This is a genomic window from Actinoplanes sp. NPDC051470 (assembly GCF_040682035.1).
Classification (GTDB): domain Bacteria; phylum Actinomycetota; class Actinomycetes; order Mycobacteriales; family Micromonosporaceae; genus Actinoplanes.
On record NZ_JBFBAA010000001.1, the window covers coordinates 798165 to 810942 of the forward strand.

Genomic DNA, 12778 nt, shown 5'->3' on the forward strand with positions numbered 1-12778 from the left:
ATCATGACGACGCGTTGGGGAGTCTTGAGCACCGGTGGCATCGCCGAGTCGTTCGCCTCGGACCTCAAACTGGTCGACGGCGCCGAACTGGCCGCCGTCGGCTCCCGCTCCCTCGAGACGGCGACGGCGTTCGCCGAGCGCCACGGCTTCGCCCGCGCGCACGGCTCGTGGGCCGACCTGGCCGCCGACCCCGACGTTGACGTGGTCTACGTGGCCACCCCGCACGCACAGCACGAGGCCGCCGCGCTGGAGTGCCTGCGCGCCGGCAAGGCGGTCCTCTGCGAGAAGCCGATGACCCTCGACCTGGCCTCGTCCGCCCTGCTGGTCCAGGAGGCCCGCGGCCACAACGCCTTCCTCATGGAGGCCATGTGGATGCGCTGCAACCCGGTCATCCGCGAGATCGCCGAACTGATCGAACAGGGCCACATCGGCCCGGTCACCGCCATCCACGCCGACTTCGGCCTGCAAGGCCCGTTCGAGCCCACGCACCGCCTGCGCGCCCCGTCGCTCGGCGGCGGCGCCCTGCTCGACCTGGGTGTCTACCCCATCCACTTCGCCCACCTCTTCCTCGGCGCTCCCGCCTCGGTCCAGTCCTGGGCCCGGCTCACCCCCGAAGGCGTGGACGAGACCACCGGCCTCCTCTTCGGCTATGACAGCGGTGCCGTAGCGGCCTTGACCTGCAGCATCAACGGCGCCTCGGCCAACGGCGCGTCGATCACCGGCGAAACCGGCCGCATCGACATCCCGGACGGCTTCTGGGCCCCGCGCGGCTTCACCGTGACCCGTGGCACCGAGGTCGAGCACCGGCAGCGTGACTACGACGGCCTCGGCTACCGCTTCGAGGCGGCCGAGGTGCAGCGCTGCCTGGACGCCGGTCTCAGGGAGAGCCCGCTCGTCCCCATCGCCACGACGCTCGAGGTCATGACCCTGCTGGACATGGTCCGCGAACAGATCGGTGTCTCCTACTGATCGCCTCCCGGTAGCAGAGGGCGCATGAACGTACGGTCGTAGCGCAACACGCACCCGCTCTCATCCCGGATCCGGTCGGCCTCGACGAACTCGGGATCGTGGCCGAACAGCGCCCGGTAGTTCTCGTAGGCCGCCAGGCTCGGGAAGCTGAACAGCGCCAGCGCCCGGTCACTCGCGCCCTCGGACGGCAGGAAGTAGCCGTGGTGGGTTCCGCCATGCTCATCCACCAGCCGCATCCAGCGCCGCCCGAACTCCTCGAAGTCGGCGACCTTGGCCGGGTCGATCACGTAGTCGACAACGCAGGTGATCATCTCGCGACTCTCTGCCGCAACGTCATAAGCCCGCCTCCTTGAAAGCTTCGATGCCGTTCGACCATAGACCCGCACCAGCTGCCGACGGCAACTGACAAATGTCATCGAAATCCCATGACACTTTGTCACTACCGCCGCCGGCTGCCGCCCTGCGACGATTGTGGCCTCGCAGGCGAAAGCGCCTAGGCGAACAGTGGCTTGACAACTAAATAGAGCAGGCAGGCAATGGTCGCCGCGGCGGGAAAGGTGATGACCCAGCCGAGCACGATGTTGCCGGCGACGTTCCAGCGCACCGCGGAGAGACGCTTGGTGGCTCCCACACCCATGATGGCCGAGGTGATGGTGTGGGTCGTCGAGATCGGCGCGCCCAGCACCAGGGCGTTGAAGTAGAGCACGCCGCTGGCGACCGTCTCCGCCGCGAATCCCTCCGGCGGCCGCAGGTCGATGATCTTGCGGCCCAGCGTGCGGATGATCCGCCACCCGCCCGAATAGGTGCCCGCCGCCAGGACGGCGGCCGAGGCCCAGATCGACCATTCCGGAATGGTCCGGGCGTCCGACTGCCACCCACCCACGTGCAGGGCCAACACCACCACACCGATCGTCTTGGCAGCGTCCTGCATGCCATGCCCGATGGACATGGCGGCCGCGCTGATGGTCTGCGCGTGCCTGAAACCACGATTGAGACGAGCCGGGTGGCCGCCCCGGAAAATCCACAGCACGGCGATCATCGCGGCGAATCCGAGGACGAATCCCACAATCGGCGACAACACCATGGGTAGCAAGATCTTCTCGGTGATGTTCGACCATTGCACTTCGCCGCCGGCGGCGAAGATGGTGGCGCCGACCAGCCCACCGAAAAGGGCGTGCGACGAACTGCTGGGCAGGCCGAAATACCAGGTGACCAGATTCCAGCAAATGGCGCCGAGAACGCCCGCGAAGACCACACCCAGGCTGGGCACGCCCGTGGGCAGATCGACGAGGCCGCTGCCGACGGTCGCGGCGACCTTGGTTCCGATGTGCGCGCCGATGAAGTTACCCACCGCCGCCATGGCCAGTGCGACGCGCGGGGTCAGGGCTCGCGTGCTGACGCTCGTCGCGATCGCGTTGGCGGCGTCGTGGAAACCGTTCGTGTAGTCGAAGGCGAGCGCGACGACGATCACCGCGATGACGGCGATGAGTTCCGCGGACAACTACGACTCCTTGACCGAGATGGTCTCGATGGTGTTGGCCACGTGCTCGAACGCGTCGCAGGCCGCCTCCAGTTCGTCGGCGACCTCCTTCATCTTGAGCACGGTCAGAGCGTCGTACTCACCGCTGAAGAGCCGGACCAGCAGCATCCGATAGGTGCGGTCGCCTTCGTTCTCGAGGCGGTTGATCTCGATCCAGTACTCGTCGAGGCCCTTCATCGCGCGCAGCCGCGGCATCGCGTCCGCGGTGATCTTCGCCTGCTGATCGAGCACGTTGACCATCTCGTGCATCTCCCGCGGCAGCGACGGCAACTCGGTCAGGCCGTAGAGATAGAGCAGGTTGCCGACCGCCTCCAGGTGGTCCATCACGTCGTCGAGCTGAGAGCCCAGCGAATAGATGTCCTCGCGGTCGAACGGGGTGATGAAGGTGGAGTTGATCTTCTTGTAGAGGTCGTGGGTGATCTGGTCGCTGTCGTGCTCCACGTCGGTGATCCGGTCGCTGACCGACTGCACGTCCACCCCAGGCAGAGCAAGTTCGTTGAGCAGCTCGGTGCCGCGGACGAGGTTCTGGGCAGCACGGGTGAACAGCTCGTAGAACGCGCCCTCAGTGGGGCGGAAGGAGAACTTCACGGCGCGGACCTCGATCGACGGGAGTGGAGATTCTTCGGGAACAATAGGTAACGCCCGAGTGGCGCCTTGACCCGGCCCACCCCGGCTCATTTCCCGATCACCCGCAGGTCAGGCTTCGTTCACCTTACGCAACGCCGTCGCGTCGTCCGAGACCACCGCGCGCGGGGCCGGCGCCGATTTCCGGGCCGGCTTGGCGACGAAGGTCCGCACGGCCTCCTGCGGGCGTACCGGGTGCCGCCGCAGGTGGCGGACCAGCCCGACGTGATCGGTGTCGGCGAGCACGTCCACGCCGGCAAGACCGAGTTCACGCCAGACGGCGCGGCGCGCGTTGCGGGCGCCCACGCTCAGACCCGAGATGCGGACGGTGCGGCCGTCCTCGTGCGCCGCGCGCACCATGGCGTGCAGCAAGTGCCTCTCCTCGGCCGAGATCGGTTCACGGCCGTCCCAGCCGAACCGCCGCGACCACGGTTCGCTGATCATCGGCACCAGCGAGGGCGGTGCGGAACGCGAGCCGATGTCGTCGAAGGTGCCGTCGGCGAAGGCGTAGCGCTGACGTTCCGCGATGAGGAGCTCGCGGACGTCCACGATGCCGGCCACGGCCACGGTCACCGCGCCCGGCTCGAGCCGGCCGTCCACACATCGGCTCAGCAGCGAGGCGTGGTCGCGAAGCTGCTGGTCGAGCATCCGGTAGGCGCGAAGCAGCGTCTTCGCGTCCCGGCTGGGCCCGATGAACTCGACGACCAGCCGGAACGGCACCGTCTGGTCGGGGCACAACCGGCCACCACGCGCCTTCGCCCGGGCCAGGAGGGGCCCGAGGACCAGGCGGCGCAGAGTTCGGCCCGGCTGCGGCACGCCGGGGCCGATGAACAGCTCACCGTGCGGGCCGGGCAGCACCGGCACGGTCAGTCCGGCAAGGCCGCTTCTGAGCACGGCGGGTAGCGGATCCACGTCGTTGGTGCCAACCAGGGCATGGCCCGATGGCTGGTACCGCGCGGGTCGGCGCAGGGCGGCAACACCGGCCGACAGAGCGCCGGCGGCGCCGGCCAGGCCGACAGCACCGCCCACCATGGTGGTCACATCGTTCGCCACGGCTTTCTCCGAGATCGGACAAATGGTACGTTCGGTGCTGCCACTGTGACACACAAGGCTCCCGCGAGCGGGCAATGTCGCAGAGAATTACCCCATGTCTCCCGAGGAGGAGTTCGAGCGCGAGCGGCCGCACCTCATCTCCGTGGCCTACCGGATGCTGGGCAGCCGGGCCGAGGCGGAAGACGCGGTGCAGGAGGCGTGGCTCCGTTTCGACAAGGCACGGCGGGTCGGTGCGATCAACGATCTCCGTGGGTGGCTGACGACCGTCGTGGGGCGGCTGAGCCTGGATGTGCTCAAGTCGGCCCGGGTGCGTCGTGAGGCGTACCCCGGGCAGTGGCTCCCCGAGCCGGTCGTGACCCGGCTGGACGACCCCGCCGAGCGCGTCACGCAGCGCAGCGAGGTCGGCCTGGCGCTGCTCGTCGTCCTCGAGAAGCTCACCCCGGAGCAACGCGTCTCGCTGGTGCTGCACGACGCGTTCGCGGTGCCGTACGAGGAGATCGCCGACGTCCTGCACACCTCGGTGACCGCGGCCCGCCAGCACGCCTCACGCGGGCGCCGCGCGGTGGCCGAGGACCACGCCCGGCACAACGCCGACCTTCCGGAGCAGCGGCGGGTGCTCGAGGCCTTCATGGCGGCGGCCAGTTCCGGCGACACCCAGGCGCTCGCCGCCGTGCTGGCGCCGGACGTGGTCTCGATCGGCGACGGTGGCGGCGTCGTCAACGCCGGCACCCGGGCGATCGTCGGCGCCGACAAGGTGGCCCGCTTCTGGATCGGCCTGCTCGGCACCCGGCTGGGCGCGATGACCGGCATGACCATGACCCCGGTGCTCGTCAACGGCGATCTGGGCCTCTTCGCGCACGGCTGGCACCCGGACGGCCGGGAGTTCCGGTCGGTGCTCTCGCTCGCCGTCGAGGACGGCCGCATCACCGCCGTCTACAACCAGCTCAACCCGGCGAAGCTGGGCGACATCGAGAAGCTGGGGCTAGTCGACGACGTCTGACAGCCACTTGCGGTACTGCGTGGCGAACGGCTCGGTGCCGTCGCCCAGGGCGACCAGCAGCTTGCTCGCCGCCGCGAACGCCTCGGTGACCACCTCATCGGGATAGCCGAACCGCTCCCGGTGGTCGGCGAACTCGTCTTCGTCTCGCAGTTCGACGGCCTGCGTCTCGCGCCTGCGGACCACATCCAGGTCGAGATCCACGATGTGAACCGTGTCACCCTCCCACCGAGCGGGAGTGGTGATGTCGCAATAAACCTCGCTGGTGCGAGGAGGAGGGTTGAACATGCCGGTCCACCACGCCGCGTGCGGAATCAGGAGCACGAACGGAATCTGCTCGACCGACGGCCGTCCGTGGTAGACGGAGGCCGTTCCGCGCGGCACACCGACCCAGATGCCCAGGTCATCCTCACTGAGCTTGCGGGCCGGATAGTCGCGGTGCGCCGAGCCGTCAAACTTCGTATAGACGACCCGGACCGTCTCGCTCGGCATGACAGGCACCCTAACGGTGCGCGGACTTTGTCGGTGGCTGCGGGTACGGTCTCCGACGTGGTCGAGCCATCTCACTCCTGTCCTCCCGGCCCTCAACCGCGGCGTCGCGGTGGGGTGCGGGCAGCTGTCATCCGGGGCGGGCGGTCGTGACGGCCGCGGTGGGCGACAAGGCCCAGGGACGCAAGGCCAAGGCCGCCGATCTGCTCGGGGCGGCGGTCGGCGCCGTGCCCGGTGGCGCCACCCGGCCCGGCCAGCAAGAGATGGCCAACGCCATCGAGCGCGCCGTCCGAGAGAAGGAACATCTGCTCGTCCAAGCCGGCACCGGCACCGGCAAGTCGCTGGCCTACCTCACGCCCTCGCTTCTAGTGGACGGCCCGGTCGTCGTGTCGACAGCAACGCTGGCTCTGCAGAACCAGCTCGTCGAGCACGACCTGCCCCGGCTGGCCGACGCGGTCGAGCCGCTGCTCCGGCGGCGCCCGAAGTTCGCCGTTCTCAAGGGCCGCCATCACTACCTCTGCGTGGCGAAGATGGAACACGCCGACGAGGAGGAGCCGACCGACACGCTGTTCGACACGGCGCCCGCCCAGCGCGCCGGCACCCAGTGGCTGGGCGAGGCGGGCCGGCTCGGCAAACAGATCCAGCGGCTTCAGGCCTGGGCCGAGAAGACGAAGACCGGCGACCGCGACGAGCTCGACCCGGGCGTCGACGACACGGCCTGGCGCCAGGTGTCGATGCCGGCGCGCGACTGCCCGGGCGCGGCGCGCTGCCCGTACGGTCAGGAATGCTTCGCCGAGGCCTCGCGCACCCGGGCCCGCGAGGCGGACATCGTGGTCACCAACCACAGCCTGCTGGCGGTCGACATGCTGGCCGAGCGCAACATCGTGCCGCCACACAAGCTGCTGATCATCGACGAGGCCCACGAACTGGCCGACCGGGTGTCGTCGGCGTCGCAGGCCGAGCTGACCCCCGACGCCATCGAGCGGGCCGCCAAGCGCGCCCGCACGCTGCTCCCACCGGCCGCCGCCGAGGCGCTGGCCGAGGCCGCCGACGCCCTCACCGTCGGCCTGGGCGACGCACCCGCCGGTCGCATCACCACCGGCCTCCCGCCGTTGCTCGCCGAGGCGGTGATCCTGATCGACTCGGCCACCCGTCAGGCCCTGTCCGCGGTCGGTGAGGTCAAGAACGACGACCCCGATCCGGTACGCAAACAGCAGGCGAAGGCGACCCTGGACGAGATCGCCGAGACGTCCCGGCGCCTGCTCGAGGAGTCGGACTTCGACGTGGCGTGGGTCGAGAAGTCCGACCTCGGAAGCGGCCGCCGAGCGCTCGTGGTGGCGCCGCTGTCCGTGGCCGGCACGCTGGCCAGCAAGCTGTACGAGGAACGCACCGTGGTCGCCACCTCGGCCACGCTGACGCTGGGCGGCCGCTTCGACACGGTGGCCCGGTCGCTCGGCCTGCCCGCGCCGCGGGCCCCGCAGGAGACGTCCGGCGAGGGCTGGACCTCGCTCGACGTGGGCTCGCCGTTCGACTACCCGAAACAGGGCATCCTCTACGTCGCGTCCCATCTGCCCCGGCCCGCCGCGTCCGGGCTGCCCGACCAGGCCGGTGAGGAACTGCTCGAGCTGGTGCAGGCGCTGGGCGGCGCCACGCTGGGCCTGTTCTCGTCCCGCAAGGCCGCGACACAGGCGGCCGAGCTGGTCCGCTCCCGCACCACGCTGCCGGTCCTGCTGCAGGGCGAAGAGGCGCTGCCGCTGCTGGTCCGCCGGTTCCGCGAGGAGCGGGCGACCTGCCTCTTCGGCGTGATGTCGCTCTGGCAGGGCGTGGACGTTCCCGGCGAGTCCTGCCAGCTCGTGGTCATCGACCGGCTGCCGTTCCCCCGCCCCGACGAGCCGCTGGCGGCGGCCCGGGCGGCGGCGGTGGACGCGACGGGTGGCTCCGGCTTCTCCGCGGTGAGCGTCCCGATCGCCGCGATCCGGCTGGCCCAGGGCGTCGGCCGGCTGATCCGCTCGACCGGTGACAAGGGCGTGGTCGCCGTCCTCGACTCCCGGCTCGAGACCGCCCGTGGCTACGGCGCCTTCCTCCGCCGGTCGCTGCCGCCGTTCTGGTACACGACCCGCCAAGAGGTTGCGATGGGCGCGTTGAAGCGCCTCTCCGGCAAGCCGTAGCCCTGGCCGGTCAGCGCAACAGGCCTTGGTCAGGTCGCTGGTTGCTCGGCGGTGACGACAACGGCGTCGGGAGGGACCTCGGGTATGCGGCGGGCCAGGCGGCGGATGCCGGTGTTGAGCACGGCGATCAGCGGCACGGCGACGAGCGCGCCGATGACACCGGCCACCACCACGCCCGAGGTGATGCCGATGATGATCACCAGCGGGTGAATCGCGACGGCACGCCCCATGATCAGCGGCTGGAGGACGTGGCCCTCGAGTTGCTGCACGGCGATGACGGCGCCGAGCAGGATCAGGGCGATCACCCAGCCCTTGTCCACCAGGGCGACCAGCACGGCCACCGCACCCGAGATGCTGGCGCCGGCGATCGGGATGAAGGCGCCCAGGAAGACCAGGGCGGCCAGCGGGAACGGGAACGGGACGTCGAGGATCACCAGGGCCAGGCCGATGCCGGTGGCGTCGATGAAGGCCACCAGGACCGTGGCCCGCACGTAGGCGCCCAGCGTCGACCAGGAGGCGTCGCCGGCGTCGGAGAGCGACCAGCGGGCGTTCACCGGGAAGAGCCGTACCAGGAAGCGCCAGATCTTGCGGCCGTCTCGCAGGAAGAAGAACGTCGTGAACAGCACGAGCAGCGCGCCGGCCAGGATCTCGGCGAGGGTCGCGGCCGTCGAGATGCCGGTCGAGGTCAGCGACGAGGTGTTCGCGTTGACCCACCGCTGCAGCTGGTCGATGGCGTTGTCGACCTGATCGTCGGAGAGGTGCAGCGGACCGGTGCGGGCCCACTCCTGGATCTGGCGGATGCCCGCGCTGGCGTTGTCGGTCAGCTTGGGCAGGCCGTCGACGAACTGGTTGACCACCAGCGTCAGCGTGCCCGCGACGGCGGCCAGCCCGCAGATCAGCACCAGGAACGTCGCCAGTGACCGCGGCAGCTTGAGCTTGAGCAGCCAGCCGACGGCTGGCGCCAGCAGAGCGGACAGCAGCAGCGCGATGGCCAGGGGGATCATGACGATGCGGATGATCCCGACAAAGCGCAGCAGCGCCCAGCCGACCACCCCGACCACTATCAGGCGCCACGACCAGGCGGCGGCGATGCGCAGCGCGTGGGGCACCTCGGTGTCGTCACGGCTGCTGGTGGACTGGTTGTCGAGCGGGTCGGGTGGAGGCGGAGGAACAAACTCGACCTCTGGTTCTGCCTCGCGCTCACGGTCACGGTCGGCCCGGGCGATCCGCACGGACTCACGCCCGCTCTGGTAAGCGCGCTGCAGGTTGTCCCGCACACGCTGAAAGCGACTCACCCCGCCAAACCCTCCTCGCGTCATCGCGTAGGGATCACCGTAGTCGCACGGCACGACACATTCCGCGCCGCACGTGGCCGAGTCTTCCCACTCGGCGTGGCGGGCGTACCGTCTCCGTCGTGACTGCCGACACCACTACCGAGACCGGGCTGCCGATCCGGATGTTGCATGACCGTGTCCTCGTCCGCATGGACGGCGGCGAAGGCGAACGCCGCTCCGGCGGCGGCATCGTGATCCCGGCGACCGCGTCGATGGGCCGCCGGCTCTCCTGGGCGACGGCGGTCGGCATCGGCCCGAACGTCCGCTCCATCGTGGTGAACGACCGGGTGCTCTTCGACCCTGACGACCGCTCCGAGGTCGAGCTGCACGGCCGCGAGTACACCCTCCTCCGCGAACGCGACGTCCACGCCGTCGCGGCCACCCGCGTGGAGTCCGACGGCACCGGCCTCTACCTCTGAGAACCAAACCGCTGAGGTACGCCGAACACAAGGCCCCGCCATCGAAGCGACCACCTGCCACTCAAGGCCGTTGCGCCCGCATCCGGGCTGAATGAGGGTGGTCACCCCAGGCACCCGCTCCGCCCCACGCCCGTGACACCCCCGACCAGGGCTCGGCACCCGGCTGCCTCGATAGCCACGTGCCCCTGACCCGGCGCAAGTCTCGCTTGCGCGCTGCGCTTTCGCCCTACCAGCAGCGTCCCTGAGCGCGCAGCATTTTCGCCGGGCCAACAGCGTCCTCGAGCCCTCAGCACTCCCGCCCGGGCTAACGGCATTCCTGAGCGTCAGCACTCCCGCCCAGGCCAACAGCGTTCCGGACCGTGCACCACTCCCGCCCGGCTGACGACGTCCCTGAGCGCCGAGCGCCTACCGGCCGGCCAGTAGGCGCTCAGAAGCAGGCACCAGGTCAGCTGGAGGACGAGCTGTCCGAGGAAGACGACGAGCCGTCGGACGACGAGGACGAGCCGGAATCGGTGGACGACGAGGAAGAACCCGAATCCGACGCTGCACCCGAGTCGGACGGCCGTGAGTCGTCGCCCGAGGACGACGAGCCCGATCCGGCGTTCGGTGAGTTGTAGTCCGGCCATGGTGAGCCATAGCCGGGCATCCCGGCCGCTGCCGAGGAGTGCGAGTCACCCCAGCCGGTCGAGTGCGGCGGAGCCGAACTCGGCGGCGAGGACCACGGCGTCGATCCCGAAGGCGGCGAGGCGGACCCAGACTGCGGATCGGACGCAGGCTGCGGCGTGGCGGTCGGGTCAGGCGCGGAGTAGGGATACGACGGCGGGGCGTAAGGGGTGTGGCTCGGGGTCGTGTCCGGGCCGCCGAAGGTGGAGGGATTGCCGTAGGACGGGTATGCGGAGGGCTCCGGCGACTGCGGCCGCACCTGCGGCACGGACCCGGATGCCAGGTCCTGCGGGGTGTTGGTTCCACTTACCGGGGCACCCCAGCCCGGCGCCGCCGGTCGCGGCGCAGAGATACCCGGCTGAGAAGTCTGGCCGGCCTGGTTCGGGTAGCCGGGCTGGAACGGTTGGCCCGGCCCGGCCGGATACCCCGGCTGAGGAGGTTGGCCGGGCTGATTCGAATAGCCCTGCTGAGAAGGCTGACCAGGCTGACCCGAATAGCCCTGCTGGGGTGCATATCCCGACTGGGAAGGCTGGCCAGGCTGGGACGGATAGCCCGGCTGAGCGGGCTGGCCGGGCTGAGCGGAATACCCCGCCTGGGCAGAGGGACCGGATACGGGTTGGGACCCTTGGCCTGGCTGGGGCGGGTAGCCGGGCTGTCCGAAGAGATCAGGCTGCGGCGCGTAACCGGGTGCCACGCCGTATCCGGGATACGCGCCCGAGACAGGCTGTTCGCCAGTGGCAGGCTGAGTGCCCGTCGCAGGCTGAGCACCCGTAGCTGGCTGAGCGTCGCCGTAGCCCGGGGTTGAGCCATAGCCAGGGTTCGCGCCGTAGCTCGGGGTTGAGCCATAACCGGTTGCGGGGCCATAGCCGGTTGCGGGGCCATAGCCGGTTGCGGGGCCATAGCCGGGAGTCGAGCCGTAACCCGGGGTCGAGCCGCCGTAACCCGGCGAGCTGCCGCCGTAGCCCGGTGCGCCGCCGTAGCCGGGCGTCGAGCCGCCGTAACCCGGGGCCGCGCCATAGCCGGGCGCGGAGCCATAGCCGGGCGCACCGCCATACCCCGGCACCGCCCCGTATCCGCTGCCGCCAGACCAGGCCATTGCCGGCTGCGGGGCCAGGCGTACCGGCACCGGGACGACCGGCTCGATGGGGGCGCTGACCGTGCGGGTCACGCCGTCGGGGAAGGAGATCTGGTAGTCGTGGCCGTTCCAGAAGGCTCGGGGCATCAGCGGGTCGCGGCCGGAGAAGATGGCGCGGTAGCCGCCGATGGCGGTCAGCAGCTCCTGTTCCTCCTCGAGCGCCCGGGCCTGGTCCTCGGGTTTGCGGAGCAGGCCGCGTTCCATGCTGTCGCGGACGATCGCGAGTCTGGTGGCGGCGAACTGGAAGCTGCGCATGGCCTTGCTGCCGGCGGCGCCGGCGACGCGCTGGGCCCAGCGGCGGGCCGAGTGGCGACGGCCCAGGCTGCTCAGGGAGGCGACCTCGGGTGGGGCGAACCAGCCGGCCTGCACGTAGCGGGGCAGGACACGTTCGCTGAGGCGGCCCTCGTAGCCACGTAGTGCGATCGCGAAACCGACCGTGGCGAAGAAGAACGGGACCATGAAGCCCAGGTAGCCGTACAGCATGATCAGGGGTTGACCGGTGGCCACGGACAGCGTGGGCAGCAGGTTGAAGGTGCCGTGCAGGATCATCGCGAGCAGCAGGCCGGCGATGGGGGCCAGCACGCGGACCCGGCGGTCGCTGGAGCGGGAGGCGAGGCCGAGGCCGATGCCGGTCATCGAGGTGAAGAGCGGGTGCGCGAAGCCGGTGAAGAGGATGCGCACGATGAAGATCAGGAAGACGTTCTGGATGCCGGTGGCCGGACCGTACTGTTCGTTGCCCGCGGCGTAGCCGTGCCCGCCGAGGTAGAGGACGTTCTCCACCATGGCGAAGCCGAGGGCGGAGATTCCGCAGTAGACGATGCCGTCGGTGATGCCGGACCACTCGCCGCGCCGGCGCCAGAACAGCAGGGCGGGGCCGAGGGCCTTCATCGACTCCTCGATGAACGGCGCGATCAGCACGGCGACCAGGGCGTCGGGCAGGCCCAGGACGCCGAAGAGCCAGGCCGCGCCGTTGTTCACCCAGTACGCCGTGAAGGTGGCGACCGCCGCGCCCCAGGCGAAGCAGAAGACCAGGTAGCGGTTCGGCTCCGGCTCGTAGCGGTCGAGCCAGAGGAAACAGCCGACGAGTACGGGCACCGGCAGCATCGCCGCGATCAGGCCGACGACCAGGCCCTGGATGCCGTTGTTGAAGCCGAGGACGAGCAGCATCGCCACCGAGCAGATGGCGATGCCGGTGATCACCAGCGTGAGCGGCAGCCAGCGCCGCCAGCCGGTCTTCCGGCGGGGCATCGCGGGGACGGCCGGCGGCTGGCCCAGAGGCGCCGCCGGCTGCTCGGCGGAGAACGTCCCGGGCTGCTGGGCGGACGACGCCGCGGGCTGCTCGGCGGAGAACGCCCCCGGCTGCTCGGCGGACGACGCCGCGGGCTGC

Annotated in this window: 10 protein-coding genes and 1 pseudogene; 4 read left to right on the forward strand and 7 right to left on the reverse strand. The window is 70.2% G+C overall.

The genetic code is table 11. The features are described 5' to 3' along the window. The first annotated feature begins 3 nt into the window (after nt 1–3). Entirely contained in the window at nt 4–969 is a 966-nt protein-coding gene (locus AB0M54_RS03940) for a Gfo/Idh/MocA family oxidoreductase (RefSeq protein ID WP_364313401.1), read from the forward strand. On the opposite strand, the gene AB0M54_RS03945 is transcribed toward AB0M54_RS03940, so the two are convergent. From AB0M54_RS03945 to AB0M54_RS03960, 4 genes are all read right to left on the reverse strand, one after another. Next, nucleotides 963–1280, reverse strand: a complete 318-nt coding sequence (locus tag AB0M54_RS03945) for an NIPSNAP family protein (protein ID WP_364313398.1) — start codon at nt 1278–1280, stop codon at nt 963–965. The genes AB0M54_RS03940 and AB0M54_RS03945 overlap by 7 nt on opposite strands. 182 nt (nt 1281–1462) lie before the next feature. Continuing rightward, nucleotides 1463–2470 (reverse strand): inorganic phosphate transporter, encoded by a 1008-nt coding sequence (locus tag AB0M54_RS03950; protein WP_364313396.1) that lies wholly within the window; start codon nt 2468–2470, stop codon nt 1463–1465. Further along, nucleotides 2471–3097: a DUF47 family protein gene (locus AB0M54_RS03955; protein WP_364313393.1), complete on the reverse strand. Its 627-nt coding sequence runs from the start codon at nt 3095–3097 to the stop codon at nt 2471–2473. It lies immediately after the preceding gene. Between the two features lie 108 nt (nt 3098–3205). After that, nucleotides 3206–4186, reverse strand: coding sequence for a hypothetical protein (locus AB0M54_RS03960; protein ID WP_364313391.1), 981 nt, complete (start codon nt 4184–4186; stop codon nt 3206–3208). A 94-nt stretch (nt 4187–4280) separates the two neighbouring features. Here AB0M54_RS03960 and sigJ point away from each other — a divergent pair, with 94 nt between their 5' ends. Next, entirely contained in the window at nt 4281–5186 is a 906-nt protein-coding gene (gene sigJ / locus AB0M54_RS03965; RefSeq protein WP_364313388.1) for an RNA polymerase sigma factor SigJ, read from the forward strand. On the opposite strand, the gene AB0M54_RS03970 is transcribed toward sigJ, so the two are convergent. Continuing rightward, a complete protein-coding gene (locus tag AB0M54_RS03970) occupies nt 5169–5675 on the reverse strand; it encodes a DUF402 domain-containing protein (protein ID WP_364313386.1) in 507 nt (168 codons plus the stop codon). The genes sigJ and AB0M54_RS03970 overlap by 18 nt on opposite strands. A gap of 146 nt (nt 5676–5821) precedes the next feature. On the opposite strand from AB0M54_RS03970, the gene AB0M54_RS03975 reads away from it, so the two are divergent. Then, nucleotides 5822–7840 carry an ATP-dependent DNA helicase gene (locus tag AB0M54_RS03975; RefSeq protein WP_364313384.1) on the forward strand — a complete coding sequence of 673 codons (2019 nt, stop codon included), beginning with the start codon at nt 5822–5824 and terminating at the stop codon, nt 7838–7840. A gap of 29 nt (nt 7841–7869) precedes the next feature. Here the strand turns inward: AB0M54_RS03975 and AB0M54_RS03980 are convergent, their stop codons facing one another. Continuing rightward, nucleotides 7870–9135 carry an AI-2E family transporter gene (locus AB0M54_RS03980; protein WP_364313382.1) on the reverse strand — a complete coding sequence of 422 codons (1266 nt, stop codon included), beginning with the start codon at nt 9133–9135 and terminating at the stop codon, nt 7870–7872. A gap of 161 nt (nt 9136–9296) precedes the next feature. Between AB0M54_RS03980 and AB0M54_RS03985 the strand changes: the two genes are divergently transcribed. Further along, entirely contained in the window at nt 9297–9593 is a 297-nt protein-coding gene (locus AB0M54_RS03985; protein WP_364317002.1) for a co-chaperone GroES, read from the forward strand. 1609 nt (nt 9594–11202) lie between these two features. Here AB0M54_RS03985 and AB0M54_RS03990 read toward each other — a convergent pair. Next, a pseudogene (locus tag AB0M54_RS03990) lies at nt 11203–12657 on the reverse strand (PrsW family intramembrane metalloprotease); the annotation flags it as partial. Nucleotides 12658–12778 lie beyond the last annotated feature (121 nt).

Coding starts and splice junctions, on each gene's coding strand:
- AB0M54_RS03940 (WP_364313401.1), top strand. CDS start 4: ATGACGACGCGTTGGGGAGTCTTGAGCACCGGTGGCATCGCCGAGTCG.
- AB0M54_RS03970 (WP_364313386.1), bottom strand. CDS start 5,675: ATGCCGAGCGAGACGGTCCGGGTCGTCTATACGAAGTTTGACGGCTCG.
- sigJ (WP_364313388.1), top strand. CDS start 4,281: ATGTCTCCCGAGGAGGAGTTCGAGCGCGAGCGGCCGCACCTCATCTCC.
- AB0M54_RS03945 (WP_364313398.1), bottom strand. CDS start 1,280: ATGATCACCTGCGTTGTCGACTACGTGATCGACCCGGCCAAGGTCGCC.
- AB0M54_RS03985 (WP_364317002.1), top strand. CDS start 9,297: ATGTTGCATGACCGTGTCCTCGTCCGCATGGACGGCGGCGAAGGCGAA.